This is a genomic window from Allostreptomyces psammosilenae (assembly GCF_013407765.1).
GTDB lineage: Bacteria > Actinomycetota > Actinomycetes > Streptomycetales > Streptomycetaceae > Allostreptomyces > Allostreptomyces psammosilenae.
The window spans coordinates 5,362,059-5,388,045 of sequence record NZ_JACBZD010000001.1 but is presented as its reverse complement, the minus strand read 5'-3'; the positions used below and the strand labels follow the sequence as shown (position 1 = coordinate 5,388,045).

The following is a 25,987-nucleotide window of genomic DNA, read 5'->3' as shown; positions in this document are numbered from 1 at the left end:
GGGAGCGGGGACGGCCCGGGCTGCTGTCTCACCCAGCGCCACGCTCCCTCACGCACTGACGTCGCTGACTGTACGGGTACGCGCCAACACAATGGGCTGGTTTTGTGAAGAAACCACGGAGATAGGGGGATGAACCTCCGATGGAGTTGACATCGACGCACTTTTCACCCCGCGCAACCGGCACACGTGCCCCCGTGCGCCTCCCACGCGCCCGACAACCCTTTGCCGTGATGACGATCCACCGACCAGGCAGTGACGACGCTGTTACTGTGAGCTGAGCGACTTGGGAGGGGGTTGAGCCGTCTTGCAACCCGTCACGTTCAGCGGGCGGCGCCGCCAGATCGACGCCGTACTGCGCCGCTCACCGGCGCAGGCGCTCTTCCGGGCCCGCGCCGCCCACCGCCTGGCCGTGCTCGCCTACCACGAGATCCACGACAGCCGTCGCTTCGGCGCCCAGCTCGACCGCCTGTTGCGGGTGGCCAACCCGGTCTCCCTGGAGGAGGTGACCGAGGCGGTGGTGGCGCAGCGCCCGCTGCCGCCGCACAGCGTGCTGATCACCCTGGACGACGGCGACCGCTCGGTGCTCGACCGGGCGCTGCCGGCCCTGGCGGCGCGCGGCATCCCGGCGGTCGCCTTCGTGATCCCCGGGCTGCTCGGCGGTGACACGCCGTTCTGGTGGAACGACGTGGCCCACTCGTTGGCCCACGGCGGCACGGCCCGCGGCGTCACCGAGACCGATCCGCACCGAGTCCTCGGGCTGCTGAAGACGCTGCCGGACGCGGACCGGCGGCGGATCGTCGAGGAGCTGCGGGTCACCAGCGACGCGCCGCCGCTGCGTCAGCGGCAGCTGACCGCCGAGGACCTGGCCACGCTCCAGGCCGGCGGCGTGGCCATCGGCAACCACACGCTGAGCCACCCCTGCCTGGACGCCTGCGACGCGGAGACCGTCCGGCGGGAGATCGTGGAGGCCGACCGCCTCCTGGAGCGGGCCCTGGGCCGGCCGGTGCGCACCTTCGCCTACCCCAACGGCAACTTCGACGAGCGGGCCGAGCGGGTGCTGCGGCAGCTCGGCTACCACACGGCCTTCCTCTTCGACCACCGCCTGGTGCCCGCCCGGATCCCCGACCCGCTGCGGATCAGCCGGCTGCGGGTCGGCCTGGCGATGACCGACGACCGCTTCGACACCGTGGTCTCCGGCCTGCATCCGGCGGTACACCGGCTGCGCGGCGGGACCTGAGTGACGTCCGACACGGAGACCGGCGTGGCGAAGGAAGACGGAAACGGCACGGGCCCGACGGACCTCCCGCTGCCCGGCGCGGCCGCGGAGGAGCGCGGACCGAACCGCGCGGTGCTGCCGGGGGGCGTCCACGGCCCGCGGATCGGTGAGCCGCTGCGGCTGGAGTCCTCCGGCGAGGCGGCGGCGCACGCGGCCGCCTGGCGCCGGCTGGTGACCACCCTGCCCGACGGCGGCTCGTACTTCATGACCCCGGACTGGGTGCTGAGCTGGTGGCGCTACCTGGCCGACTCCTCCGGCTCCGGCACCGTGCTGATGTGGCACGCGCCCACCGCGGCCGGCGGCGGCGCGGCCGGCCGCGGCCACCCCGGCCCGGGCGGTCGGCGGGCGGGCGGTGAGATCGGCGGGGTCGGCGGCGAAGCCTGCGCGGGCGGGGGCCGGGGCGGGACGCCGGGGTGGGGCACGGGCCCGGTCGGCGCCGGCACCGCCTGTGTGGCCGTGCTGCCGCTGTGGTGGCAGACCGTCCCGCTGCACCGCCGGCTGCCGGGACTGCCCCGGGTGCCGCTGCTCACCCTGCTGGGCTCGGGGGCCGGCGCCGCCGACCACCTGGGGTTCCCGGCCCGGCCGTGCGGTCAACGGCAGGTCCGGGAGCGGCTCGCCGAACTGGCCCGGCGCGGCACCGTGCTGCTGCCGAACCTGGACGAGTCGGCGATCGGCGCGGTCCCCGAGGGGGCGCGGCTGCTGGAGCGCACCGCCTGCCCCCGGCTGGAGCTGACGCCGAGTCGCGAGCCGGGCTCCCCCCGGCTGCGCAAGCACGTGCGGGCCTGGCGGCGCCGGCTGCACGCGGCCGGGGTGCGGTTCCGCTGGGTGGCGCCGAAGGAGATGACCGCCGGCCTGCTGGAGGACGTGGTGCGGCTGCACGCGGCCCGGTCGCACGCCATCGGCCGGCCGACCAGCTTCGACCGCTCCCGGCTGCCCTTCCACCGCTCGCTGCTGGAGTGGGCCGAGCCCGAGCACGGGCCGGCGGCGCTGCTCGCCGAGGACTCCGACGGCGTGCCGGTCGGCGCCGTCTACGGCTTCCAGTGGCAGGGCTGCTTCTCGCACTACCAGACCGGCTGGGACCCGGCCTACCGGCGGGAGAGCCTGGGCACGGTGCTGGTGGCCGAGGCGGTGCGGGCGGTCGCCGAGGCCGGCATGCGCACCTACGACTTCCTGCGCGGCGCCGAGGACTACAAGTACCGCTTCGAGGCCGAGGACCGGCACGACCTCAGCTGGGTCCTGCCGCACGGCCTCTCCGGCGCCGCCTGGCTGCTGCGGGAGCGCGCCCGGCTGGCCCGCGACGGCCGCGCGGACGGCCCCACCACCGGATGAACTTCCGGGGAACAGTACGGCGCACCGCTGGCGGGCCGTGGCCCGCGGCGGCAAGCATGAGTCCGGATTCGGACATCATGGCCGGTTTCGCCCCCGGAGACCGGTCCTGACCCGCGGGGTGCGGGAGGGGTGCGCGTGCGGAAGCGGATCGAGACGGCGGTGGAGCAGGCGGCGGGGCTGGCCGCCCGGGGCCGCGTGGCGGCGGCGCTGCACCGCGTCCAGGAGGCGCGGCGGTGGGCGGCGGCGCTGGCCCCGACCGGTCAGGCGCCGGACGGCGTGGAGGGCCTGGATCGTCCGGGCGGCGCGGCCGGACCGGATCACCCAGGCGCGGCCGGCGTTGCGGGCCCGGACGGCCCGGACGCCTGGCGCGTCGTGCTGGCCCGGCTGGCCTGGTTCGAGGGCTATCTGACCGTGCGTTCGGGCTGGTGGGCGGAGGGCGCCGCGCTGTGCCGGGAGGCGGAGGCCGTGCTCGGTCCCGCGGAGGCGGGACGGCCCGCGCCGAACGGCCGTGCCGGCGCCGCGGGCCACCCCGACCCCGTCGACGATCCCGCCGCGAGGGCGACCGTCCTGGTCGCGGCGGGACGGCTGCCGGACGCGGAGCGGGCGGCCGGCGAGGCGGTGCGGCGGGCCCGGGCCGAGACGGCGGACGACCGGGGAGGTGACGCGCGTGCCGGCACGCCCGGAGTCGGTCGGCGCGGCGGCAACCGGGAGCGGCCGCGGCAGGCGCTGCGGGCCACCGGCCGGTGGTGCGCGCTGCTGCTGGAGACCGGTCACCCGCGGCTCGCCGAGGAGGAGTACGCGCGCGGCTGGGAGGAGGCACGGCGGGCGTACGGCCCCGGTCACCCGCTCACCCTGGAACTGCGCGCCGGGCACGCCCGGGCGTTGGTCGCCCGCGGCTGGCGCGAGGAGGGCGTCCGGGAGCTGCGGGCCGTGCTGCGGATCGGCGGCCGCGGCCTGCCCGGGCTGCGCACCGACCTGACCGACCACCAGCTGACGCTGGCCGCCACCCTCGCCGAGCAGGACGAGTACGCGGTCGCGGCCGAGCTGCTCCGGGAGCTCCCGCCCCGCCTCACCGAGCGGCCGGATCCCTCCTCGCCGGACCCGCTGGCGCGGGGCGTCCATCTGCTGGCGGAGGTGCGGCGCGGGCAGCGGCGGTACGGGGAGGCCGTGGAGCTGGCCGACGCGGTGCTGCGGCACCGTGCCCGCCGGCTGGGCGAGGCGCACCCGTACACCGCCCTGACCCGGCTGGTGCAGGCCGGGGCGCTGGTGGGGGTCGGGCGGCCCGGGGAGGCCGTGTGGGGGGCGGCCCGCGCCGTCGCCGACCTGACGCACGCACTCGCGCCGGAGCATCCCTGGGTCCAGGACGGCACGGTGGTGCTGGCTCGGGCGCTGCTGGGCGACGGCCGCGTCGAGCAGGGCACCGCGGAGCTGGAGGGCGTCGTGCGCGCCCTGGAGCGGCACGCCGGGGCGCGGCACCCCCGGACGCTGCGGGCCCGCCGCGCCCTGGAGGAGGCCCTGGTCGCCACAGGCGCCCGCGCCGGCCGCGGCCTGGCCCGGGAGGCCGGCTGACCACCGCCGCGCCGGGGTCCGCTGCCGCCGGGCCTGCTTGCCGCCGGGCCTGCTTGCTGGCGGGCTCCGGCCCTTCCTGCCAGGCTGCTGACCTTCCTTCCCCCCGGAGTTATCCACAGGGGAAAAGTGGGGGGCTGCACCACAACAACAAATCATGGGATCCTGAAAACAGGGGGTCCCCCTAGAAAGATGAAGGGCGTACGAACTTCGAAAAGACGAGGATGATGCAGGACAGGGAGTGACATGCTCCTGCCGTGACAGCGGAGGCGGAGCTGGCGCCAAGGGCTGCAGGGGCTGGAGGCTCCAGGGCTGCAGGGGGTGGAAGGCTGAGGGCTCCAGAGACTGGGAGGGCTCCAGGGGCCGGGGGGGGAAGGCTGAGGGCTCCAGGAGCCGGGAGGGCTCCAGAGGCTGCAGGAGCTGGGAGGGCTCCAGGGCTGGAAGGCTGAGGGCTGGCGGGCCTGGGGTCTACGGGGCTCTGGCCGTGGCGGTGGTCGCGGCCGTCCGGGAGCCGTTCTGGCCGCGGCCGTGGCCGTGACTGCTGCCGTGGCGGTGGCTGCGGCCGCGGCCACCGCCACGGAGAAAGCACGGCGGCAGCACCGCCATCCGCGTCCGGCCCGGGCTCAGCGCAGTTCGTGTGCCAGCAGGCCCATCGTGTACATGTCGTACCACCTGCCGTCCCGGCGGAAGACCTGGCGCAGGCGCCCCTCCTCGACGAAGCCGACCTTCTCGTACACCCGGCGCGCGGCGTGGTTCTCGGTGACCACGGTGAGCGTCACCTTGTGCAGGCGCATGTCCTCGAACCCGTAGCGGCAGATCGTCCGCATCGCGTCGGTGGCGTAGCCCCGGCCCCAGTAGTCCTTCTCGCCCAGGTAGATGTCGAGTTCCGCGATGCCCTTCTCTGGCTCGGCGTCGTGCAGGCTGACCAGGCCGATCAGCGCGCCGTCGGCCAGCGCCTCGACGCCGAGGAGAAGGGAGCCGTAGGCGTTGCGGGGGCGCTCCGCCAGCCAGCCGCGGACCTGCTCCAGCGTCTGCGGGTAGGTGTCGTCCATCCAGCGCATGACCTCGGGGTCGTGGTTCCAGCGCCACAGTGCCTCGGCGTCCGCCGGGCCCATCGCCCGGAGCCTCACCAGTTCGCCGAGCACCATGCCCGCCACTCCCGCCTCACAGTGTGATCGTCATACGAGAGCCGCAGTGTCGCACACACGCGGATCAGCCCCCATGCGCACCGCTTGTCATGACACGCCGTGAGCAACGCCTTCCCGCAGCCACTCCAGGGCGGCCTCGGCGGAGTTCAGGACCGAGATGTGTCCCTCCCGCGGTAGCAGCCGGAGTTCCGCCGACGGGCAGCGGCTCGCCAGCCACCGGCCGTGCGCGCTGGGCACGACCCGGTCCTGGCCACCGTGCAGCAGCAGGAGGGGCGCGGCGACGCGTGCGGGGTCGAACCCCCACGGGGTGACGTACGCCACGTCGTCGTCGATCAACGCGTCCCGGCCGCCCGCGACGGCGGCACCGACGACCTCGTCGAACCAGGACCACGCTCCGTGGAGCGCGGCGAGGTCGGCCGGGGTGAACTCCGGGTCGTACTCGGCGCCCGCGGCCTCGTGGCGCTCCGTGGCGGCGCGGCCCGCGGCGGCGGCGCGCAGCGAGGCCACGCCGGAGTCGGCCATGCCCGCGAACCAGTCGAGCCCTTCGGCGCCGTACGGGGCGAGCCCGGCCACGCTGACGACGCCGAGGACCCGCCCGGGCAGCAGGGCGCCGCAGGCCAGCGCGTGCGGGCCGCCGCCGGAGTGCCCCATCACGGCGAAGCGCTCGATGCCCAGCGCGTCGGCGACGTGGGCGACGTCGGCCGCGGCGGACGCCACGGTCCGGCCGGGATGCGGGGTGGATCCGCCGTAGCCGGGACGGTCGTGCGACACCCAGCGGACGCCGAGCCGGTCCGCGGCCGGGAACAGCGGCTTCGGGGGCGCGCCGGTGTTCGGCGTGCCGTGGTGCCAGAAGACGGCGAGGCGGCCGTCGGAGCCGTCGCCGGTGTCGTAGACGTGCAGCGTACGGCCGTCGGGCAGTTCCAGCTCGGTCTCCGTCATGTCGGCCGAACCTAACGGCGGGCGCGCGTTTCCGCCAGGGCCGGACGGCGCCGGAACGGACCGGGGCCGAGCCGGGACCGGACGGGAGGGGCGAGCCCGGCCGTGCCGGGCCGAGCCCGGAAGCGTGCCCGGCGCCGGCACGTTCGGGGGCGTGCCGGCGCCGGGCGGGCGGTGCCGCCCTCGCACACGGGCGGGCGGTGCCGCCCGTGTGCGAGGGCGGCGCGGGACGCCTCAGAAGCGCAGCACGCCGTCGGTCGCGGCGCCGGCGAGGCACTCGTTGCCGTAGGTCTCGGTGAAGTTCAGGGTGCGCCCCGACCAGGTGCCGCGGATCTCGCCGGTCACCGGCTGGAAGATCATGGTGCACATGTCGCCGGTGGCGCCCAGCCGCTCGGGTGATCCCTCGGCCTCGTGCATGGAGTCGCAGGCCAGTTCCGGGGTGGGGTGGCTGCCGCCGTCCGGCGAGCACTCCAGGGTCACCTGGCGCAGCACCGGGCCGGTGGTGCTCTCGCCCTGCCGGAGGGTCAGCAGCAGCTGGGCCGCCGCGGCTCGGTCGGTGGACGGCTGGCCGGGCGCGACGGCGGCGGCCGGCGACGCCAGGCAGGCCACGGCCGCGAGTGCCGTGGCGAACACCGCGCCGACGCCGGATCGTCGCTGCGGTGCGCGTGGGGGGCGGCTGGAGGGCGTGGGCATCGGATCGGGGATCCCTTCGTCTCGCTGCTGTCGCTCCGGGGACGGCGACGACCGCGTCCCCGGCCGCGGGGCGGCTCCGCACACGCCGGGCCGGCGCCCGGCCGGTCGGTCGACCGGCCACCGGCTCGGGGACGGACTACGCCCTATCACCCCTCCTATCGACCTCCCGGAGGGCGAGCTTGATCACCCGTCCGGGTGATCACGGCGCCGCCCTCGCTCACAGGTGCGGACTGCGGCGCTCGACGAGGACGACGTCCCGCCACCGGCCGTGGTGGCGGGCGATCCGCTCGCGCACTCCGACCACCCGGAAGCCGGCCTTCTCGTGCACGCGCAGGCTGGCGGTGTTCTCGGGGAAGATCCCGGACTGGATGGTCCAGACGCCGGCGGCCTCGGTGGAGGCGATGAGCGCATCCAGCAGGGCCCGCGCCACCCCGCGTCCGCGCGCCGCCGGGGAGACGTACACGGAGTGCTCGACGACGCCGGCGTAGGCGGCCCGACTGGACGTCGCGGAGACCGCCGTCCAGCCCAGCACGGTCTCCTCCCCCGCCACGTCGCCGCCGTGGGCCTGCTCGGCGCGGCGGCCGGCGCCGCCGGACGCGCCGAGGGCGACGAAGCGGTGCCGCGGCAGCTTGGAGGCGTCGAAGGCCGCCCAGGTCGGGGTGGTGGTCTCGAAGGTGGCGTTGCCCTCCGCGATCCCGGCCCGGTAGATCTCCAGGACCTGGTCGGCGTGGTCGGGCGTCATCGGGACGATGCGTACGGTGTCCAACTCGGGGGCCTCCTCGTGCTGCCGGTGACCGGCCCGGCGTCCACCGCACGGGTGTGCCGATCTGCCGGAACGGTACTGCACGGCTCGCGGGGGGCTTGCCGGGGCGTCCACGGCGGGGGGCGTCCGCGGCGAGGGCGTCGACGCGGGGCACCGTGGCGCCCGGCGTGAGCACGGAGTGTCACCCCGACACGCCTACGCGCTCACGCGCTGGGATAGCCTGGTCAGGAGCACGGCAAACAGGTGAAGCAGGGAGACGATGTCGGCGACGCGGCTACTGGTCCTCGGCGTGGTCCGCGGCTACGGGCGGGCACACGGCTACCTGGTCCGCCACGAACTGGTCTCCTGGGGCGCCCAGGACTGGGCGAACGTCAAGTGGGGCTCGATCTACCACGCGCTGCGGCAGCTCGCCAAGGAGGGCCTGCTGAGCTCCACCGAGATCGCCCAGTGGCCGGGCCGCGTCGACTACGAGATCACCGAGCGCGGCGACGAGGAGTTCCTCCGCCTGCTCAGGGACGCCCTCGCCCGCCCGGAGCACCGGCCCGACATGCTGGGCGCGGCGCTGGTGCTGCTGCCGGCGCTGCCCCGCGCCGAGGCGGTGGCGCTGCTCCGGGAGCGGCTCGACGCCCTGGAGGCGGAGCGGGACGCGGCCGAGGCCGACGCCGGGCGGTCCGGCGGCGACGCCGTCCACCTGCGTGAACTGCCCCGGCTGTGGGCGCACGCGGCGGAGACCGGCGCGGCCTGGACCCGCGGACTGATCGAGCGGCTGGAGCGCGGCGACTACACCATGGCCGGCGAGGGCGAGCGCGCCTTCGGCACCCCGGGGAGCTGGCCGGTGCCGTCCGCGCCGCTGCACACCTGCCCGTGACCGTGGCGCGCGGCGTCCCCTCCCCCGGACGCGCGCCTCAGTCGACGGCCTCGCGGTACACCCGTTCCAGGCGGCGGGCGACGGCCGGCAAGCCGTAGCGGGCGCGGGTCGCGGTGGCCAGGGCGCGCCGGTCCACCAGCGGGGCCTCGGCGGCGGCGGTCCGCAGCGCCGCGGCCAGCGCGTCCGGGTCCCCGGGCGGGACCACGGCGCCGGCGCCGGACTCCGCCACCAGCGCCGGCAGCCCGCCGACGGCCGTGGTCACCGCCGGAACCCCGCAGCACAGCGCCTCCAGCACGGTGACCGTGAGGTTCTCGGCGTGGCTGGCCAGGGCGAAGAGTTCGGCGTCGGCCAGGTTCTCCAGGAGTTCGGCGCGCGGCAGGTGGCCGGTGAAGTCGACGGCCTCGGCGACGCCCAGCCGGCCGGCCAGCGCCTGGAGGGCGCCGCGCTCCCGGCCGTCGCCGATCAGCCGCAGCCGGAGCCGCGGGTCGTCGGTCCGCGCCTTGGCGAAGGCCCGCAGCAGCACGTCGAAGCCCTTGGCCGGGACCATCCGCCCCGCGCTGACCACGGTGACCACCCCCGTCGCCGGCCGTCGGCGCGGCAGTTCGGTCACCGGCGGCAGGGCGGCCAGGTCCACCGGGTTGGGCACCACGCGGTAGCGGGCGGGCAGCCCGGACCGCTGGAGGACGTCGCGCAGCGGCGGGCAGACGGCGATCACCGCCGCGGCGCGCCGGAACATCCGCGCGGTGGCGTCGATCGACTGGGGGGTGGGGAGCGGCAGGCCGGGGTGGGCGTCGTACCAGGCGGCGTCGTGCTCGGTCACCACGAAGGGGATCCCGCTGCGGCGGGAGAGCTCGGGCAGGTAGGCCGCGGCCCACCGGGTGTGGCCGTGCAGCAGGTCCACCGGGCCGGCCCCGTCGGCCGCCGCCCGCGCCAGCACCCGCTCCAGGCGGCGCACCGTGAGCCGGTCGCCGAGCCGGCCGAGCAGCCGGGAGGGCCGCCAGTGCGGGCGGCGCACCAGGTAGCGCGGGTGTTCGGCGGTGGGGTCGCGGCGCACGGGGCCACCGCCGGTCAGCCGGACGGCAGCGCCCAATCGGCCGAGGGCTCCCGGCCAGCGGACGGCTCCCAGCAGGCCGAGGGCGCCGGCCGGGCCGGGACGGGGGCGGCCGGCGGCCGGGGCGGGGGCGGGCGGTGGCAGGCGGGTCAGCGGCACGATCTCGACCAGGTCGGCCACCTCGGCCGCAGCGCGGCACCAGTCCCGCTGCCAGGGCACGTCCGGGTACATCACCAGCATGGCGACGCGGAGGCGCCGCCCGCCTCCGCCGGCGGGGCGCGCCGTCCCGCCGGGAGGTGGCTCGGGCGGGGGCGCCGGTGGTGCCGCGGGGGGTTCCAGGGTGCGGCCGGTGATCCCGCGCAGCCCGTCCCGGGCGCCGCGCAGCCGCAGCGCGATGCGGCGCCGGCGGTGCGGGCCGGTCAGCGCGGCGGCGGTGACGAACTTGGCCTGCCGCACGGCCCAGAACCACAGCTCGGGCCACGAGCCGCGTTCACGGGACATCAGCAGCTGGTTGCGGGTCTGGTAATACTCCCGCCAGGGGGTGCGGGCCTCGGCGCGACGGGTGGAGCCGGCGTGCGTCGCCACCGTCAGCGGCACCGGCAGCACCCGGATGCCCCAGCCGGCGGCCCGGGCGCGCAGGCAATACTCCATCTCCTCGCACATCATGAAGTACTCCCGGCGCGGCAGGCCGACCTCGCGCACCGCCTCGGCCCGCACCAGCACCCCGGCGAAGACCAGGACGTCCACCGGGTAGGGGGCCTGCTCCGTCGGGACGGCGCCGGGACCGCGGGTGTCGCGGGGGCCCGCCGGGAGCTGCCGGTGGCGCCAGCGCAGTCCGTTGGGACGGACCGCCCCCTCCTCGTCGTAGGTCCAGCCGGCGACCATCGCGGTGCGCCGGGGGGCGCCGGCGGCGACGTCCAGGAGGCGTTCCAGGGCGGTGGGCAGCGGGTGGTCGTCGTCGTTGAACAGCCACAGCCAGTCGTGCCCGAGTTCCACGGCCCGCCGCATGCCGGCCGCGTAGCCGCCGGCCGGGCCCTCGTTCTCCGGCAGCCGGACGACCTCCACCTGCCCGAACTCCTCGGCCAGCATGGCGGCGGTGCCGTCGGTGGAGGCGTTGTCCACCACGACGAGGGCGTCCACCGGCCGGGTGAGCCGACGGAAGGCCAGCAGGGTGTGGCGCAGCAGGTCGGCGCGGTCGCGGGTGACGATGACGGCGGCCACGGTGGGCCGGCGCGGTGTGCCGGAGCCGCCCGGCGCGGTGGTCACAGCCGTTCCCAAGAGTGCGGGACGAACACCGGGGCGGCGCGGACGACGGCGCGTGGCGGGGCGTCGAGTTCCGGCCCGTGGACGTCGAAGCTGGTGGCGGCGTGCCAGCTCATCAGCGCCTGGCCGTCCGGGTCCCAGGAGGAGTGCGCGCCGAGCCAGAGGGTGTAGCGGCCGCGGGGCAGCGGGAGGTGGGGCAGGGTGCAGCGGTGCCCGGCGTCGCCGCCGTCCAGCAGGATCTCGTGGTTGAAGGAGAACACCAGGTTGGCGGTCCCCTCGCTGACCCCGAGGTGCAGGACGACCGGTCCGGTGGTGTCGCCGCCGATCTCGATCTCGACGACGGCGGGTCCGCCGGAGGCGATCTGCTCGCGCTCGGCGCCGCGCACGGCGCACTTGAGCAGCCTGACCGGTTCGTCGGCGCGCTGGGCGGGCTGCTGGCCGGTGCCGGCCTCGATGCTGCCGCGGTAGGCGGCGAGGGCCTGCTGCATGGTGCCGTCGACGCGCACGGTGCCGCGGTCGAGCCACACCCCGCGTCCGCAGACGGACTCGACGGCGGCCAGGTCGTGGGAGACGAACACCAGGGTGGTGCCCTGTTCGAGCACCTGGCGCATGCGGTCCAGGCACTTGTGCTGGAAGACGGCGTCGCCGACCGCCAGCACCTCGTCCACCAGCAGCACGTCCGGTTCCAGGTAGGCGGCGACCGCAAACCCCAGCCGCATCTGCATGCCGCTGGAGTAGAACTTCACCTGGCGGTCGATGGCGCCGGCGAGCTGGGCGAACTCGACGATGTCGTCGAAGCGGGCGGCGACCTCGCGGCGGCGCAGGCCGAGCAGGGCGCCGAAGAGGTAGATGTTCTCCCGGCCGGTCAGGTCCGGGTGGATGCCGGCGCGGATCTCGATCAGCGCCCCTATCCGGCCGGCGACGTCGATCCGCCCGGCGTACGGGTACATCACCCGGGTCAGCAGCTTGAGCAGGGTGGACTTCCCGGAGCCGTTGGAGCCGATCAGACCGACCGACTCGCCGGGGCGGATGTGCAGGTCGATGTCGCGCAGCGCCCAGCTCCACTCGCCGTCCCCGCCCCGGCCGCCCCCGGTGGCCCGCGCGGTGGGGGCGGTGGCGCGGTCGCGCAGCCGCCGGCCGGCGCGTTCGATCCGGTCGCGGAGCAGCAGGCGGCCGTGGTCGGGGCGGAACCGCTTCCAGACGTGTTCGGCGCGGATGGTGCCCGCGGGTGCCGGCTCAGGCGACATCGGCGATTCCCGTCTCCAGCTTCTTGAAGAGCAGGTATCCGAGGACCAGCACGGTGAGGGCGCCGGCCGCTGCGGTGGTGGTGAGGGCGGCGTCGGGGGCGTGGCCGTACAGGACGGCGGAGCGGTAGCCGTCGATGACGCCGCCGAGCGGGTTGACCGCGACGTACGGCAGCCGCCACGCCTCGGGGACGGAGTCCAGCCGGTAGGCGACGGGGGTGGCGAACAGGCCGATCTGCATCACCACCGGCAGCAGGTGGCGGACGTCGCGCAGGTAGACGACCAGGACGGAGAGGATCAGGGCGACCCCGAGGGTGAACGCGATCTGGATCAGCAGCAGCAGCGGGGCCCACAGGCTGGTGACGGCGGGGGCGGTGGTGAGCACGGCGAAGAGCAGGGCGAGGACGCCGAGCGAGATGAGCATGTCCACGCCGGCGACCAGCAGGGTGGCGATGGGGAAGACCTCGCGCGGGCAGTACACCTTGTTGAGCAGGCTGAGGTTGGTGGCCAGGCTCATCGCGCCCTGGTTGACCGACGTCATGAAGAACGTCCAGCTGATCAGGCCCAGGTAGGCGAAGAGCGGGTAGGGCACGCCGTCGGTGTCCACCCGGGCGACGCGGCTGAAGACCAGGGTGAAGACGGTCATCAGCAGCAGCGGGGTCATCACCGCCCAGCCGACGCCGAGGACGGCCTGCTTGTAGCGGGCGCGCAGGTCGCGTTCGGCGAGGGCGCGGACGAGTTCCCGGGCGCCCCACAGTTCGCGCGCGGTGCCGGCGAGGGTGATCCGGCGGCGGAACCGGGTGTGGGGCGGCGGTGTCTCCGTCTGGGTCATGCGTCCCCTCCCCCGCGTGCCGTGGGCGTGGCCGTGCCGCGGCCAGGGTCACGCTCCGCCGGGGGCACGCCTGCCCGTGCGCCCGGCGGAGCGTCTCGAACCGTTTCCACTGTGGCACAACCTGGCGACGCAGAGTGGTGGATCTGGACAACTGTGGGCGCGGCACGGTCCACCCGGGTGTGCCGCGGCGGTTCCGCCTGCGCGTTCCGGGAGCGGATTCGGCGGCGGCTCCGGTGACGGAAGCGGTGGCGGAGCCGGGGGGGCGCCGCCGGGTGGGGTCAGCGGGCGGCGACGTCGCGCAGCAGCCGCTGCCAGGCCGTGGCGGTGCGGGCGAGGTCGAAGCGTTCCAGGGCGTGTCCGCGCGCGGCGCGTCCGGCGTCCGCGGCCCTGGGCAGCAGGTCGCGCAGCCCGTCGGCGGCGGCCCGCACCACGGCGGCGTCCCCGGGTCCGGGGCGGGCCGGCACCGGGCCGGGGACCACGACGCCGCCGTCCGGCGGCACGGCCTCGCGGACCCAGCCGACGTCGGTGGCGACCGCCGGCACGCCGCACAGCGCCGCCTCCACCAGCACGCCGGGCACGCCCTCGCTGGCGCTGGTCAGCAGCAGCACGTCGGCGGCGCGGTAGAGGGGCCGGGGGTCGGCCAGCTGGCCGAGCAGGTGGACGCGGCCCGGAGCGAGGTCGTCGGCCAGCCGGGCGAGGGCCGCCGCCCCCGGCCCGGCGCCGGCGACCGCCACGTGGAGGCCGTCGACGGCGGCGGCGGCGCGCAGCGCGAGGTCGATCCGCTTCTCCGGGCTGAGCGCCGCGACCACGGCGGCCAGTGGGGCGTCGGCCGGCAGCCGGAGGGCCCGTCGCGCCGCGGCGCGCTCGCCGCCCGGGGCGGACGGCGGGCCGTCCGGCGGCCGGTACTCCGCCACCGGGCGCCCGTTGGGGATGGTGACGACCCGTCCGGCCGGCAGCCGGTAGTGCGCGAGGACGGCGGCGCGCGCCCCCTCCGCCAGCGAGACGACGGCGCCGGCCCGGCGCAGCAGCGCGCCGGTGCGCAGCCGGCGGGCCGGGTCGGCGGCCCAGTGCCTCGGGTCGCCGATGTTGACGTAGACGAAGGGGGTTCCGGTTCCGGCGAGGGCGACGGCGCAGGCGGGCAGGGTGGTGGAGCCGTGCGCCACGACGACGTCCGCCCGGCGGGCCAGCCGGCGCAGGGCGCGCCAGGTGGCGGGGTGGCGACGGGTGGGGCCGAGCACGGCGGCCTCCGGTACGGTCCGCCCGCCGTCGGGGGCCGGTGGGGCCGGGGCGAGCGCGGCCAGGGTCGACGGGTGGCCGCGACGGCGCAGCTCCCGGTGCAGGTCGGCGGCGGCGGTCTGCGCGCCGCGCCGGGCCGGGTCGGTGACCAGGTGCAGGACGGCGGGGGGTGTCTGCTCGGACGTCACCGGTCGCTCCCGCCGTCGTGCGCGGCGCGGCCGCGCGGCGCTGGACGGGGCGCCGCCGCCGCTGGCCGCGTGCGGGCGCGGGGGCGCGCGGCGCGGTGGGGCGGAGCCGCTTCCCGGGCCGCCGGTCGTCGGCGCTGTGCTGGCATGGGGCGACCTTCGCACGCGAAACGCCTCCGCGGGCCGGTTCCGCCTGAGAAGGTGGGATCGCGCGCCCCGTGGCGCGCAGTGGAGCGGCGCGGCGGGTGCGGGTGGGTCGGGCCGTGCGCGGGGCCCGTCCGGGTTCCCGCGGACGGCGGGGACGCGGGGCGGGTGTCCGGGGCGCCGGTCCGGTGCGGCGTGGCCGGTCGGCCCGCCGGGTGGTCGCCCTACTGGCTGGAGGGGGCATGTGGCGGAACGGCGAGGGAGGCGGTGCGGTCGGCGCCGGCCGCCGGCGGGCGGGGCGGGGCAGGTCGCCGGGCGTCGCGCCGGGTGCCTTCCCGGGCGGTCCGCCGGGTCGTCTCCGCCCGCCGGGTCGTGGGCGGCGGCCGGGTCGCGGGGGGCTGCCGGGTCGCGGAGGGCTGCCGGCCGGTGGTGGGTGCGCGGGGACGCGGGTGGCGGGCGAGGGGGGACGGGCATGCACGTGGTCTATGTGATCGACAGTGTGGCGCGCGGGGGCGGCGCGGAGCAGGCGCTGGTGGAGATGGCACCGCTGCTGGTGGAGGGCGGGGTCCGGCTGGACGTGGTGCACCTGCGGGACGTTCCGGGGTTCCAGCCGCAGCTGCGGGCGGCCGGGGCACGGGTGTTCGGGCTGCCCGCGACGGCTCGGGCCGGCCGGGTGGCGCGGCTGCGCGGGCTGCTCCGGGAGCTGCGCCCGGACCTGGTGCACACCACGCTGTTCGAGGCGGACGTGGCCGGGCGGACGGCGGCCGCCCTGGCCGGCGTGCCGGTGGTGTCCTCCCTGGTGAACTCGGCCTACGGGCCGGAGCACCGCTCGGCGCCCGGGCTGCGGCCGTGGCGGGTGCGGGCGGCGCAGGCGTTGGACGCGGCCACGGCGCGGCGGGTGGTGCGCTTCCACGCGCTGACCCGGCACGTGGCGGTCTCGATGGCGGCCCGGCTGCGGCTGGATCCGGCCCGGATCGAGGTGGTGCCGCGTGGTCGCGCGCCGGAGCGGCTGGGCGACGCGCTGGCCGACGACCCGGCGGCGCGGAGCCGTCGGGCCAGGGTGCGGGCCGGGCTGGGGCTGCCGGGGGACGTTCCGGTGGTGCTGGCCGCCGCCCGGCACCAGCACCAGAAGGGGCTGGACGTGCTGCTGCGCGCCTGGGGGGTGGTGGTGGCCCGGCGGCCGGACGCGGTGCTGCTGGTGGCGGGGCCGGCGGGGGCGCAGACGCCGCTGCTGCGGCGGTTGGCGGCGGCGCTGCCGGACGGCACGGTGCGGCTGCTGGGCGCGCGCGAGGACGTGCCGGAGCTGATGGGGGCGGCGGAGGCGTTCGTGGCGCCGTCCCGGTGGGAGGGGCTGGGCAGCGCGGCGATGGAGGCGCTGGGGGTGGGGGTGCCGCTGGTGGTCTCGGACGTGCCGGCGTTGCGGGAGACGGTGGGTTCCGAGCGGCACGCGCTGCTGGTGCCGCCGGAGTCGTCGTGGCGGTTGGCCGAGGCGCTGCTGGCGTCGTTGGAGGACCGGTCGGCGGCGCTGCGGCGGGCGCGCGCGGGGCGGGAGCACTTCCTCGCCCACTTCACCCTGGAGCGGGTGACCCGGCGCATGGTGGAGCTCTACGCGAGGGCGCTGGCCGAGGCCGGCGGGCCGGGGGGTCGGTCCGGGGGTGGCCGGCTGGGCCCGTACCCCGGAGGCGGGTGGGGGCGCCCGGGGGCGGAGTCCACGGGGGTGTCCCCGCCGTGGGGGCGGGCGGGGCTGGACCGGTGGGTCGCGAGCCGGCGGCCGGCGGGACAGGCGTTCGACCGTGTCCGGATTCCGTCACCCCGGTGATCGAATTCCGCCAAACCGCTTGCGACGCTCACCCGGCGTAGCGAGCATCGCAGTGTGACACCGCGTTCACCACGCGTGTGCCGGGGGAACACCGATGGTGGCTGAAACGACCTCATGGACCGGGGGAGACGCCCGTGGAACCTGGGAACTACCTCGGCACGCTGCGCCGCCACTGGCGGCTGCTGGTGGTGTGCGCCGCGCTGTCCGTGGCCGCGGGCTGGCTGCTCTCGCCGGCCGGCGGGTCCGTCGTCGGCGGCGGCGGGGCGCGCTGGGAGTCGACGCTGTCCGTGGTGCCCGCGCCCGGCATGGAGGACACCGTCCAGCTGAGCCTGGTGGAGAACACCGCCGGCACCGACCAGGTGCTGCGTGCCACGGCCGAGCGGGTGGACGGCGGGCCCGCGTCGCAGAGCCGGGTGACCGAGCTGGCCGCCGTGGTGAGCATCGAGGCCGACCTGGAGGACGGCGTGGCGGTGCTGACGGCGGCCGCGTCCAGCCGGGGCGACGCCGAGGAGCTGGTCTCGGCCTACACCGAGGCCACCCTGGCGGAGTTCCACGCCGAGCAGCGGGAGCGCCGACAGGCGCAGCTGACCCGGTTGCAGGAGCAGTCCGAGCAGCTGCGCGCCCGGATCGGCGAGGTCAGCGGCGAGCTGGTGTCGGCGCTCGGGGAGGCGCGGCGGGCGCAGCTGGAGGCGGAGCTGGCCGGCCTGGAGCAGACCTCGCAGGCGGTGACGGCGGAGCTGTCGGACACCGAGCTGGCCCTGGACGACCCCTCGCTGTCCGTCTTCGGCGGCATCACCACGGCCCCGGTGGACGGCAACGCGCTGACCGCGCCGAGCAGCCGGCCGGTCCGGGCGGCGCTCGGCGGGGCCCTGGGGCTGGCGCTCGGCGTGGTGGCGGCGCTGATGCTGGACCGGCTGGACACCCGGGTGCGCAGCCGGGCGCAGGCCGAGGCGGCCTTCGGGCTGCCGGTCATCGGCGAGATCCCGGTGGTGCCCCGGCGGTTGCGGCGCAGCCGCACCCCGGTGGTGGTGGCGCGTCCGGCCGCCCCGGCGGCGGAGGCGTACCGCTCGCTGCGGGCCTCCGTGGTGCTCACCGGGCCGCCGGCGCTGTCGGCGCGTCCGGGCACGCGCGCGGCGCGGACGCCGTCCGGGGCGATCGTGGAGCGTTCGCCGGGGCCGGCGCCGGTGGTGCTGGTGATGTCCGGGCGGAGCGCGGACGGCCGCACGGTGACGGTGGCCAACCTGGCGGCGGCGCTGGCCGAGACCGGCCGCTCGGTGCTGGTGCTGGACTGCGACTTCCGCAATCCGCAGGCCCACCAGGCGCTGGGCGCGGCGCCCGGCCCGGGCATGTCGGAGCTGTTGGACGCGGACCGGACGCTGGAGATGGACGAGGTGATCCGGTCCACCTCGGTGGAGCGGGTGCGGCTGATCACCGCCGGGGCGCCGACCGGCTATCCGGCGGCGCTGCTGGTGAACGCCGGTGAGGTGCTGGCGCGGGCGCGCCGGCACGCGGACATCGTGCTGGTGGACTCCTCACCGCTGCTGCAGGCGAACGACGCCTACGACCTGGTGCAGCACGCGGACGCGGTGCTGCTGGTGGCGCGCAGCGGCAATCTGTCGCCGGAGCAGGCCGGGCGGGTGCGGGAGCTGTTGGCCCGCACCGGGGTGCTGGTCTGCGGCGTGGCGCTGACCGCCAGCAACGGCACGGCGCGCGGCGGCTCCTCCTCCGCCGCCGCCGGTGCGACGGCACCGGGCGGCGCCGTCGCCGGCGCGGCGGCCCCGGTCGGCGGGGAGGCGGGCGAGCGGCGCGGCACCGTCCCGCCGGCGGCGGGGCCGGCGGCGCGCGGCCCGCTCGCGCGGGGGCCGGTGGCGAGCGCCTGGCTCGGGACCTCGGGCCAGCCGCTGGACGAGACGCCGATGTTCGGCAGCCCGCGCTTCGAGACCCGCGTCACCCCGGTGCGGCCGAGGAACGGCGACGGCCAGCCGGGTGGGGCGAGCCGTGGGCGCGGCGCGGCCGAGGACGGGAAGCGCTCGTGACGCGGCCGACGGCCGGCCCCCCGACCGGCCCCCCGGCCGCGAACGCGGCGGTCGCGGCGGGCGCGGGCGGCGCGGCGGAGGCCGGGGCGGCCCGGCCGGTGCGGGTGCTCTGGCTGGCCAAGGGGCTGGGGCGGGGCGGCGCGGAACGCCTGCTGGTGAACTGCGCACGCCACGTGGACACCGCGCGCTGGCAGATCGAGGTGGCCTACCTGCTGCCGCACAAGGACGCGCTGGTGGCGGAGTTGGCGGCGGTGGGGGTGCCGGTGCACCGGCTGGGCCGGACCGGCCGGTGGGGGCTGCCGGACCTCGGCTGGCCGTGGCGGCTGCGCCGGCTGGTGCGGGAGCGCGGCTACCGGATCGTGCACACCCACATGCCGGTGCCGGCGGTGGCGGCCCGGCTGTTCGCCGGGCGCGGCGACGACGGCCGGCTGGGCGTGGTGCACACCGAGCACAACGTCTGGGAGCGCTACCGGCTCGCGACCCGCCTGGCGAACGCCGTCACCTACCGGCGCAACGACGCGGTGATCGCGGTCTCCCGGGCGGTGGCCGCCACGGTGCCGGACCCGCTGCTGCGCCCGGCCCCGCCCGGCTGGCGGGCGGCCCCGGGCGGCTCGGCGCGCGCGGAGACGGCGGGCACGGAGAGGGCCCGCGCGGAGACGGCGGGCGGCGAGTCGTGGGGCGACCTCGCGGCCGGCTCGGTGGTGGCGGAGGGGACGGCCCGGTTCGACCGGCGGCGGCTCACCGTGATCCACCACGGTCCGGACCGGCGCGCCGTCGCCGCCGGGCCCGCCGCCCGGGCCCGGGGCCGGCGGCTGCTGGGCCTGCCGGAGGACGTCCCCGTGGTGGGCACGGTCGGCAACCTGACGCCGAAGAAGGACCAGGCGACGCTGGTGCGCGCGCACGCGCTGCTCCGCCGGGAGCATCCGCGGGCGCTGCTGGTGCTGGTCGGCTCGGGGCCGTTGGAGCGTGAGCTGCGGCGGTTGGCCGAGCGGCTGGAGGTGGCCGGTTCGGTGGTGTTCGCCGGCTCCCGGGCCGACGTGCCGCTGCTGCTCCCGGCCTTCGACGCGTTCGCGCTGAGCTCCCGCCAGGAGGGGCTGCCGGTGGCGCTGATGGAGGCGATGACGGCGGGCGTACCGCCGGTGGTGACCCGGGTGGGCGGGGTGCCGGAGGTGGTCCGGGACGGCGTCGAGGGGCTGCTGGTGCCGGCGGGCTCGCCGTCCCGGCTGGCCGCCGCGCTGGACCGGGTGCTGGGCGACGCGGGCCGGCGGGCCGCGCTGAGCGAGGCGGCGCGGGCCCGTTCCGCCTCCTTCGACGTGGCGCTGGCCCAGCGGCGGGTGGAGTCGGTCTACGAGCGGGTGCTGGCGTCGCCGCGGTGAGCCGCGCCGTGGGAGGGCGCGGGGGTGGCGGCGACGGCGGAAGCGGGCGGCCCGGACGGCGGGGCGGGCGCGCCGTCGGCGGGAGACGGGGCGACGAGCCGTGGGGCGGAGGCGGCGGGAGGCCGGGCGTGGCGGAGCTGATCGTGCGTGAGTGGCGTGACGAGGACGAGCCGCGGCTGCTGGCGCTGCTCACCGAGGCCCTGGCCGGCGGGCCCACCGGGGAGCGCACGGCGCGGTTCCTGCGCTGGAAGCACCGGGAGAATCCGTTCGGCCGCAGCCCGGGGCTGGTGGCGGAGACGCCCGACGGCCGGCTGGCGGGGGTGCGGCTGTTCATGCGGTGGGAGTTCACCGACGGGCCGCGCACCGTGCGGGCGGTGCGGGCGGTGGACACCGCCACCGCCGCGGAGTTCCGGGGACGCGGCGTCTTCCGGCGGCTGACCGGCGAGCTGCTGGAGCGGCTCGCCGGCGACACCGAGCTGGTGTTCAACACGCCGAACGGCAACAGCCTGCCCGGCTACCTCGCCATGGGCTGGCGGCCGGTGGGTCGCCTGCCGGTGCTGGTGCGGCCGGTGCGCCCGGGTGCGTTCCTGCGCCGGGCGGGCTCGGCGCTGGCCGCCCGGCGAGCGCCGGGGTGGCGCGGCTCCACCCCGGGCGGCGCCCCGGGGCCGGTGCCGCCCTACCCCACCGCCGCTCCCGCCGCCCGGTCCCCGCGCCCCGGTCCGGCGGGCGCCGCCCTGGCCTGCGCGCCGCCGACCGCGTCCGAGGTGCTCGACGAACTGGAGGCCACCGACCGCGCGGGCTGGCACGGCCTGCTGGCGGAACGGGCCGATGCCGAGCGGGCCGCCCCCGGCGTGCTGCGCACCCCGCGCACCGCCGGCTACCTGCGCTGGCGCTACGGCGACGCGCCGGGCCTGGACTACCGGGCGCTCACCGCGCGGCGCGGCGGGCGGCTGGTGGGGGTGGCCTTCGGCCGGCCCCGGACGCGCGGCGGGCTGGCCGAGTTCACCCTCTCCGAGGTGCTGGTGCGGCCGGGTGACCGGCAGGCGGCGGCGGGCCTGCTGCGGGCGGCCGCCCGGGTCGGCTGCGACCACGTGGCCACGGTCGCCGCGCCGGGCGGCGAGGTCGCGGCGGTGGCGACCCGCTGCGGCTACCTGGCCGCGCCGGGCACCGGCCTGCTGCTGACCGCCCGCCGGCTGGGCGCCCCCGCGGCGTCCGCGCCCGGGGTGCCGCCGCGTCCGGCGTCCTGGGGCCTGGCCCTCGGCGACCTGGAGGTGTTCTGATGGGCGGCCGGGTGGTCCGCCCGCCCCGGCGGCGCGGCGGCCCCCGGCTGCCGTGGCCCTCGCTGGCGGCGGCCGCGCTGGTGCTGGCCTACGTGGCCGCGTTCGTGCTCGGCATGCGCTACACCACCTACGACTCCTGGGGCGCGCTGCTGATCGCCCCGGTGCTGGTGCTGGCCACCCTTCCGCTGCTGGCCCGGGCCACCGCGCGGGAGAGCGACCCGCGGATCACGCACTGGCTGGTGGTGGCGCTGTGCTGCAAGCTGCTGGCCGCCTACCCGCGCTACCTGATGGCGTTCGTGCTCTACGGCGGGCAGGCCGACGCCGCCATGTACGACGAGCGGGGCCGGGCGCTGGCGGCGGTCTTCTCGCAGGGCGTGTGGGACCCCGACCTGGGCGACCAGCGGGTGATGGGCACCGGGTTCGTGGTCATCCTGACCGGCCTGGTCTACACCGTGATCGGCCCCTCGCTGCTGGGCGGCTTCCTGGTCTACTCCTGGCTGGGCTTCATCGGCCTGCTGCTGTTCTGGAAGGCGTTCCGGACGGCGTTCCCGGCCGGTGAGCACCGCCGCTACCTGCTGCTGGTCTTCTTCCTGCCCTCGCTGCTGTTCTGGCCGTCGAGCATCGGCAAGGACTCCTGGATGATGTTCGGCCTGGGCGTGACGGCGTACGGCACGGCCCGGCTGCTGGAGCGGCGGCGCGGGGCCTTCCTGCTGCTCGGGCTGGGCTCGCTGGCCACCGCCGTGGTCCGGCCGCACGTGACCGTGCTGGCGGTGGCCGCCCTGGTGGTCGCCTACGTGCTGCGGCGCCGTCCGCAGCAGGTCTCCGCGCTGGGGCCGGTCCGCGCGCTGGCCTCGCTGGCCGTGCTCGGCCTGCTGTGCATGCTGGCGCTGACCCAGGTCTCCGCCTACTTCGGTACCGGCGTGCCGGATCCGCAGGCGGTCAGCGAGGTGCTGGCGGAGACCCAGCGGCGCACCGCGCAGGGCGGGTCGGCGGAGGCCGACGCGGTGGAGGACGGGGCGCCGGGGGCGGTCAGCCTCTCCCCGGCGGACATCCCGGCCGCGCTGGTCACCGTGCTGTTCCGGCCGTTCCCCTGGGAGGCCCACAACGGGCAGGCGCTGCTGGCCTCGGGCGAGTCGGCCCTGCTGCTGGTGGCGTTCTGCGTGGCGTGGCGGCGGCTGGCGCGGCTGCCGCTGGTGGTGCTGCGCCAGCCGTACGTGGCGTTCGTGCTGGTGTACACGGTGCTGTTCTGCTGGGCGTTCTCCAACATCAACAACCTGGGCATCCTCAGCCGCGAGCGGGTGATGGTCTACCCGTTGGCGCTGGCGCTGCTGGCGGTTCCGGTGCCCGCCAGGGGCCGCGCCCGCGGGCGGCCGCCCGGCGGCCCCGGGGCGCCCACGGTGTCCGGGACGGGCCCGGGGGCCGGGGTGACCGGGCTCGCCGGGGCCGCCGGGGCCGCCGGCGTCGGCCGGGTGCCGGGCGTGGCCGGGGTGGCCGGTACGGCCGAGGGAAGCGTTCGTTCACCGTACGGGGGGCCGATCCGATGACCGTCTTCGACCACGTGACACCGCCGCCGGCCCGCGGGGCGCGGCCGGCCCACCCGGCGCCGGGCGGCTCCCGGCCGGCCGTTCTCGGGGGAGAACCGGCCTTCCCGGAGGGGCTGCCGCTCACGGTGGTGCGGGTGCCCGACTCGGACGCGGCGCTGCGCCGCATCCGCGGGGCCCTGGACAGCGGGCAGCTGACCAACGGTCCGCTGGTGGCCGAGCTGGAGGAGGCGGTCGCCGAGCTGGTCGGCGTGGAACACGTGGTGGCGGTCGCCAGCTGCACCGCGGGGCTCATGCTGACCCTCCAGGCGCTCGGCGCGCGCGGGCCGGTGGTGATGCCGTCGTTCTCGTTCTCGGCGACGGCGCACGCGGCGGCGTGGGTCGGCGGGCGCCCGGTGTTCGCCGAGATCGAGCCGGCCTCGCTGACCCTGGACCCGGCCGACGCGGCGGCCCGGCTGGCCGACGCCGCCGACACAGACGGCACCGCCGACGGCTCCGGGGCGCTGATGGCCACCCACGTCTACGGCACCCCGTGCCGGGTGGAGGAGTTGGAGGCGGTGGCCGGGAGCGCCGGGGTGCCGCTGGTCTACGACGCGGCGCACGCCCTGGGCAGCCGGCGGGCCGGTCGGCCGGTCGGCGGCTTCGGCACGGCCGAGGTGTTCAGCATGAGCCCGACCAAGGTGGCGGTGGCCGGCGAGGGCGGGCTGGTGACGACCCGGGACGCCGAGCTGGCCCGCACGCTGCGGATCGCCCGCAACTACGGCAACCCCGGCGACTACGACTGCCTCTTCCCCGGGCTGAACGCCCGGATGTCCGAGCTGCACGCCGCGGTGGGCCTCGGCGCGCTGCCCGGCCTGCCGGAGCGGGTGGCCCACCGCGGCGCCCTGGCCGACGCCTTCGCCGAGCGGGTCGCCGGCGTGCCGGGGCTGCGGCTGCCCCGGGTCGCCCCGGGCGACGTCTCCACCCACAAGGACCTCACCCTGGTGCTGGACGCCGACGCGTTCGGGCTGTCCGCGCGGCAGCTCGCCGCCGGGCTGCGCGCCGAGGGCGTGGACACCCGCCGGTACTTCCACCCGCCGGTGCACCGGCAGCGCGCCTACGCGCACCTGGGCCAGGCCGACGGGTTGCCACTCACCGACCGGCTGGCCGACTCCGTGCTCACCGTGCCGCTGTGGTCGCAGATGCACGCCGGCACGGTGCGCCGGATCGCCGACGCGGTGCTGCGGCTGCACGCGCACGCCGCCGAGGTGCGCGCCGCCGGGGTCCCGGCGGCGGGCTGAGCGGGCGGGGGCGCCGGGGACACGCCCGGGCGGTGGCTTGATGTGGAGGCGTGCGCTGCCGCTTCGCCCCGGCCACGGCGGGCCATTCTTCCGATTCGGCCCGAGTTCTCCCCCGGTCGAGCCGACAGATCGTCACGGTTGCCGTGGTATGTCCGATGTAAGAGGGCGGTCGCCAATTACCGGGCCGTTAATAACATGCGGTGCACCCTCCTCATCAGGTACATCGCGGGGCTACCGTATGCGGCATGACCTTCCCCCGCGCTTATGACGGCGGTCAGTACTACGGGGGCGTCTCCCCGTACTCGGACACGCCGATCTACGACCGCCTGGTGGCCGAACGCGGCACCCCGCAGTTCCCACCGATCCACGTGGGGTACGCGCCGCCGCCGGCGCCCTATCCGGCCCCCGCCCAGACCCCGAACCCGGCCGTCGCCGCGCTGCCGGCCCTGCCGTCGGGCCCGTCGTCGAGCCCGTCGCCGTCGGCCTACACCGCCGGCGCCGCCGCGCTCGGCCCGGCCCAGCACCCCGGCACCGGGCAGCTGCCCGGCCAGCCCCAGCCGTACGCCCAGCAGTACGCCCAGCAGGCGGCCACCGCCGCGCCGTACCAGCAGGCCGGCTACGGCGCGCAGCCGCCGCGCCAGCAGGCCCCGGCCCCGATGCGGGCGCCGGCCGCCCCGCAGCCGGGCTACGCGCAGCGCCCCGGCGCGGCGCAGGCGGGCGGCTACGACCCGAACCCGCCGACCACCGCCATGCGGCCGGTGGTGCCGACGCCTCGGCAGCCGCAGCCCGCCCCGGGCTACCGGGACCCGGGCTACCCGCAGTACTGATTCCCGCCGCATCCCTTCGGCCATCCAGCGCCGCGGGCCACAAGGTCAGTGCGGATCCGGGCCTCGGACGCTCCCCGACCCGCCCTCATCGGGCGCGGCTCGGGGAGCTCCGGGGCCCGTCGTGCGTTCCCGGACGGCGGCCGGGCGCCGCGCCCCGGTGCCGCTACCGGGCGAGCTCCTCGACGCTCCACCGGAGGCCGTGCGGAGCGAGGGAGTCCAGGAACCCGGCCGGATCGAAGGCCTGGGCGGGGGCCAGCACGCCGGCCGGGGCCCCCTCGGCCGCCAGCCGCCGGGCGCCCTCCGCGGCGACCAGGGCGGTCGTCGCGTAGGTGTTGGGGCCGTGCACCGCACCCCGGGCCCGCCGTCCGTCGACGCCGAGCGCCTCGGCGAGGACGGTGAAGCCGCCGATCCGGCGCTCCTCGGGCGTGGGCCCGGCCTCCGGAATGGTCTGCAGGATCTCCGGGGTGACGGCGTTGAACAGGGCCATCAGCCCCGCCTCCGCCAGGCCGGTCAGGCGGCGCAGCGGCACGTGCCGGGGCACCGTCACCACCTCCGCGAGCGGCCCGCGCACCATCTCGGTCGGCTCGCTCTCGCCCGGGAAGGTCATCGAGGCGGGCGGCAGGGGCCCGGCGGGGAGCCAGCGTCCGTCCTCGTAGGCGAGGCCGCCGCCCTGGAACAGCTCCCGGTTGTCCAGGAAGGTGCGCGCGCTGCCCCGGGTCAGGCCGCCGTCCTCGGCGACCCGGTGGCCGACCACGATCTCCTCGACCGGGCCGATCCGGTCGGCGGTGAGCTGGGCGATCAGGCTGCCCGGCAGGCCGCCGTCGTTCATCCCCGGGACGACGGCCACCCCGGCGCGCTCGGCCTCGTCCGCGTAGGCGTCGAAGAGCCGGGCGATGTAGGTCTGCTCGCCGCTGACGTCGACGTAGTGCGCGCCGGCGGCGAGCGCGGCGCGCAGGACCGGCTCCCCCCAGCGGCGGAACGGGGCGACGCAGCTGATCACCACGGAGCAGCCGCGGAAGGCGTCGGCGAGCACGGCCGGGTCGTCCAGTCCGGCCCGCCGGATCTCGGCGCCTTCGGCGCCGGCCTCCCGGGCCGCGACGGCCAACCGCTCCGCGTCCCGGCCCACCAGCACCGTCTCGATGCCCTGGCGTGCCAACTCGGCCACGGCCAGCTTCGCCGTGTAGCCGGTGGCGCCGTAGACGGCGATCGTCATCGTGTCCTCCTCGAAGAGCCCGTTCACGACGGGCCCTGATCGCCCGTCACGACCGACGCTATGGGGGCGGGGCGAGACGGC

The 25,987-nt window shown here is 77.4% G+C and carries 20 protein-coding genes; 11 read left to right on the top strand and 9 right to left on the bottom strand.

Features of this window, described 5'->3' with window-relative positions; all coding sequences use genetic code 11:
* Positions 1 to 304 precede the first annotated feature (304 nt).
* The 3 genes from FHU37_RS22255 to FHU37_RS22245 all read left to right on the top strand — a co-directional run bounded on the left by FHU37_RS22255 (position 305) and on the right by FHU37_RS22245 (position 4,174).
* Positions 305 to 1,237: a polysaccharide deacetylase family protein gene (locus FHU37_RS22255; RefSeq protein WP_179815877.1), complete on the top strand. Its 933-nt coding sequence runs from the start codon at positions 305 to 307 to the stop codon at positions 1,235 to 1,237.
* Between the two features lie 24 nt (positions 1,238 to 1,261).
* Positions 1,262 to 2,605 (top strand): GNAT family N-acetyltransferase, encoded by a 1,344-nt coding sequence (locus FHU37_RS22250; RefSeq protein ID WP_179815876.1) that lies wholly within the window; start codon positions 1,262 to 1,264, stop codon positions 2,603 to 2,605.
* A gap of 135 nt (positions 2,606 to 2,740) precedes the next feature.
* Complete coding sequence (locus tag FHU37_RS22245) at positions 2,741 to 4,174, top strand: tetratricopeptide repeat protein (protein ID WP_179815875.1); 1,434 nt, start codon at positions 2,741 to 2,743, stop codon at positions 4,172 to 4,174.
* 620 nt (positions 4,175 to 4,794) lie between these two features.
* Here FHU37_RS22245 and FHU37_RS22240 read toward each other — a convergent pair.
* The 4 genes from FHU37_RS22240 to FHU37_RS22225 form a co-directional block, all read right to left on the bottom strand.
* Positions 4,795 to 5,319: a GNAT family N-acetyltransferase gene (locus FHU37_RS22240; RefSeq protein ID WP_179815874.1), complete on the bottom strand. Its 525-nt coding sequence runs from the start codon at positions 5,317 to 5,319 to the stop codon at positions 4,795 to 4,797.
* 87 nt (positions 5,320 to 5,406) lie between these two features.
* Positions 5,407 to 6,258: an alpha/beta fold hydrolase gene (locus FHU37_RS22235; protein ID WP_179815873.1), complete on the bottom strand. Its 852-nt coding sequence runs from the start codon at positions 6,256 to 6,258 to the stop codon at positions 5,407 to 5,409.
* A gap of 231 nt (positions 6,259 to 6,489) precedes the next feature.
* Entirely contained in the window at positions 6,490 to 6,948 is a 459-nt protein-coding gene (locus FHU37_RS22230; protein ID WP_179815872.1) for an SSI family serine proteinase inhibitor, read from the bottom strand.
* Positions 6,949 to 7,165: 217 nt separating this feature from the next.
* The gene (locus tag FHU37_RS22225; RefSeq protein ID WP_179816483.1) at positions 7,166 to 7,690 is read right to left on the bottom strand and encodes a GNAT family N-acetyltransferase; all 525 of its coding nucleotides are present in this window, start codon (positions 7,688 to 7,690) and stop codon (positions 7,166 to 7,168) included.
* A 280-nt stretch (positions 7,691 to 7,970) separates the two neighbouring features.
* On the opposite strand from FHU37_RS22225, the gene FHU37_RS22220 reads away from it, so the two are divergent.
* On the top strand, positions 7,971 to 8,579 hold the full coding sequence (locus tag FHU37_RS22220; protein ID WP_179815870.1) for a PadR family transcriptional regulator: 609 nt from the start codon (positions 7,971 to 7,973) through the stop codon (positions 8,577 to 8,579).
* Positions 8,580 to 8,616: 37 nt separating this feature from the next.
* On the opposite strand, the gene FHU37_RS22215 is transcribed toward FHU37_RS22220, so the two are convergent.
* The 4 genes from FHU37_RS22215 to FHU37_RS22200 all read right to left on the bottom strand — a co-directional run bounded on the left by FHU37_RS22215 (position 8,617) and on the right by FHU37_RS22200 (position 14,393).
* Positions 8,617 to 10,896, bottom strand: a complete 2,280-nt coding sequence (locus tag FHU37_RS22215) for a glycosyltransferase (RefSeq protein ID WP_179815869.1) — start codon at positions 10,894 to 10,896, stop codon at positions 8,617 to 8,619.
* The gene (locus tag FHU37_RS22210; protein ID WP_179815868.1) at positions 10,893 to 12,140 is read right to left on the bottom strand and encodes an ABC transporter ATP-binding protein; all 1,248 of its coding nucleotides are present in this window, start codon (positions 12,138 to 12,140) and stop codon (positions 10,893 to 10,895) included. Before FHU37_RS22210 ends, FHU37_RS22215 begins: the two co-directional genes overlap by 4 nt.
* Positions 12,130 to 12,969: an ABC transporter permease gene (locus FHU37_RS22205; RefSeq protein WP_179815867.1), complete on the bottom strand. Its 840-nt coding sequence runs from the start codon at positions 12,967 to 12,969 to the stop codon at positions 12,130 to 12,132. Before FHU37_RS22205 ends, FHU37_RS22210 begins: the two co-directional genes overlap by 11 nt.
* Positions 12,970 to 13,247: 278 nt before the next feature.
* Positions 13,248 to 14,393, bottom strand: coding sequence for a glycosyltransferase family 4 protein (locus tag FHU37_RS22200; protein WP_179815866.1), 1,146 nt, complete (start codon positions 14,391 to 14,393; stop codon positions 13,248 to 13,250).
* 613 nt (positions 14,394 to 15,006) lie between these two features.
* Between FHU37_RS22200 and FHU37_RS22195 the strand changes: the two genes are divergently transcribed.
* From FHU37_RS22195 to FHU37_RS22160, 7 genes are all read left to right on the top strand, one after another.
* Positions 15,007 to 16,353, top strand: a complete 1,347-nt coding sequence (locus tag FHU37_RS22195) for a glycosyltransferase family 4 protein (protein WP_179815865.1) — start codon at positions 15,007 to 15,009, stop codon at positions 16,351 to 16,353.
* Between the two features lie 134 nt (positions 16,354 to 16,487).
* The gene (locus FHU37_RS29415) at positions 16,488 to 18,389 is read left to right on the top strand and encodes a polysaccharide biosynthesis tyrosine autokinase (RefSeq protein ID WP_179815864.1); all 1,902 of its coding nucleotides are present in this window, start codon (positions 16,488 to 16,490) and stop codon (positions 18,387 to 18,389) included.
* Positions 18,386 to 19,765, top strand: coding sequence for a glycosyltransferase (locus FHU37_RS28565; RefSeq protein ID WP_312892720.1), 1,380 nt, complete (start codon positions 18,386 to 18,388; stop codon positions 19,763 to 19,765). Before FHU37_RS29415 ends, FHU37_RS28565 begins: the two co-directional genes overlap by 4 nt.
* 128 nt (positions 19,766 to 19,893) lie before the next feature.
* Positions 19,894 to 21,045 (top strand): GNAT family N-acetyltransferase, encoded by a 1,152-nt coding sequence (locus tag FHU37_RS22175; protein WP_179815863.1) that lies wholly within the window; start codon positions 19,894 to 19,896, stop codon positions 21,043 to 21,045.
* Positions 21,045 to 22,589: a hypothetical protein gene (locus FHU37_RS22170; protein WP_179815862.1), complete on the top strand. Its 1,545-nt coding sequence runs from the start codon at positions 21,045 to 21,047 to the stop codon at positions 22,587 to 22,589. Before FHU37_RS22175 ends, FHU37_RS22170 begins: the two co-directional genes overlap by 1 nt.
* The gene (locus FHU37_RS22165) at positions 22,586 to 23,866 is read left to right on the top strand and encodes a DegT/DnrJ/EryC1/StrS family aminotransferase (RefSeq protein ID WP_179815861.1); all 1,281 of its coding nucleotides are present in this window, start codon (positions 22,586 to 22,588) and stop codon (positions 23,864 to 23,866) included. The genes FHU37_RS22170 and FHU37_RS22165 overlap by 4 nt, the downstream gene beginning before the upstream one ends.
* A 245-nt stretch (positions 23,867 to 24,111) precedes the next feature.
* Entirely contained in the window at positions 24,112 to 24,693 is a 582-nt protein-coding gene (locus FHU37_RS22160; protein WP_179815860.1) for a DUF6643 family protein, read from the top strand.
* A gap of 163 nt (positions 24,694 to 24,856) precedes the next feature.
* Here FHU37_RS22160 and FHU37_RS22155 read toward each other — a convergent pair whose 3' ends face one another.
* Positions 24,857 to 25,906: a saccharopine dehydrogenase family protein gene (locus FHU37_RS22155; RefSeq protein WP_179815859.1), complete on the bottom strand. Its 1,050-nt coding sequence runs from the start codon at positions 25,904 to 25,906 to the stop codon at positions 24,857 to 24,859.
* Between the last annotated feature and the right edge of the window lie 81 nt (positions 25,907 to 25,987).

Coding starts and splice junctions, on each gene's coding strand:
- FHU37_RS22240 (WP_179815874.1), bottom strand. CDS start 5,319: ATGGTGCTCGGCGAACTGGTGAGGCTCCGGGCGATGGGCCCGGCGGAC.
- FHU37_RS22235 (WP_179815873.1), bottom strand. CDS start 6,258: ATGACGGAGACCGAGCTGGAACTGCCCGACGGCCGTACGCTGCACGTC.
- FHU37_RS22230 (WP_179815872.1), bottom strand. CDS start 6,948: ATGCCCACGCCCTCCAGCCGCCCCCCACGCGCACCGCAGCGACGATCC.
- FHU37_RS22225 (WP_179816483.1), bottom strand. CDS start 7,690: ATGACGCCCGACCACGCCGACCAGGTCCTGGAGATCTACCGGGCCGGG.
- FHU37_RS22220 (WP_179815870.1), top strand. CDS start 7,971: ATGTCGGCGACGCGGCTACTGGTCCTCGGCGTGGTCCGCGGCTACGGG.
- FHU37_RS22210 (WP_179815868.1), bottom strand. CDS start 12,140: ATGTCGCCTGAGCCGGCACCCGCGGGCACCATCCGCGCCGAACACGTC.
- FHU37_RS22205 (WP_179815867.1), bottom strand. CDS start 12,969: ATGACCCAGACGGAGACACCGCCGCCCCACACCCGGTTCCGCCGCCGG.
- FHU37_RS22195 (WP_179815865.1), top strand. CDS start 15,007: ATGCACGTGGTCTATGTGATCGACAGTGTGGCGCGCGGGGGCGGCGCG.
- FHU37_RS22170 (WP_179815862.1), top strand. CDS start 21,045: ATGGGCGGCCGGGTGGTCCGCCCGCCCCGGCGGCGCGGCGGCCCCCGG.
- FHU37_RS22165 (WP_179815861.1), top strand. CDS start 22,586: ATGACCGTCTTCGACCACGTGACACCGCCGCCGGCCCGCGGGGCGCGG.
- FHU37_RS22160 (WP_179815860.1), top strand. CDS start 24,112: ATGACCTTCCCCCGCGCTTATGACGGCGGTCAGTACTACGGGGGCGTC.
- FHU37_RS22155 (WP_179815859.1), bottom strand. CDS start 25,906: ATGACGATCGCCGTCTACGGCGCCACCGGCTACACGGCGAAGCTGGCC.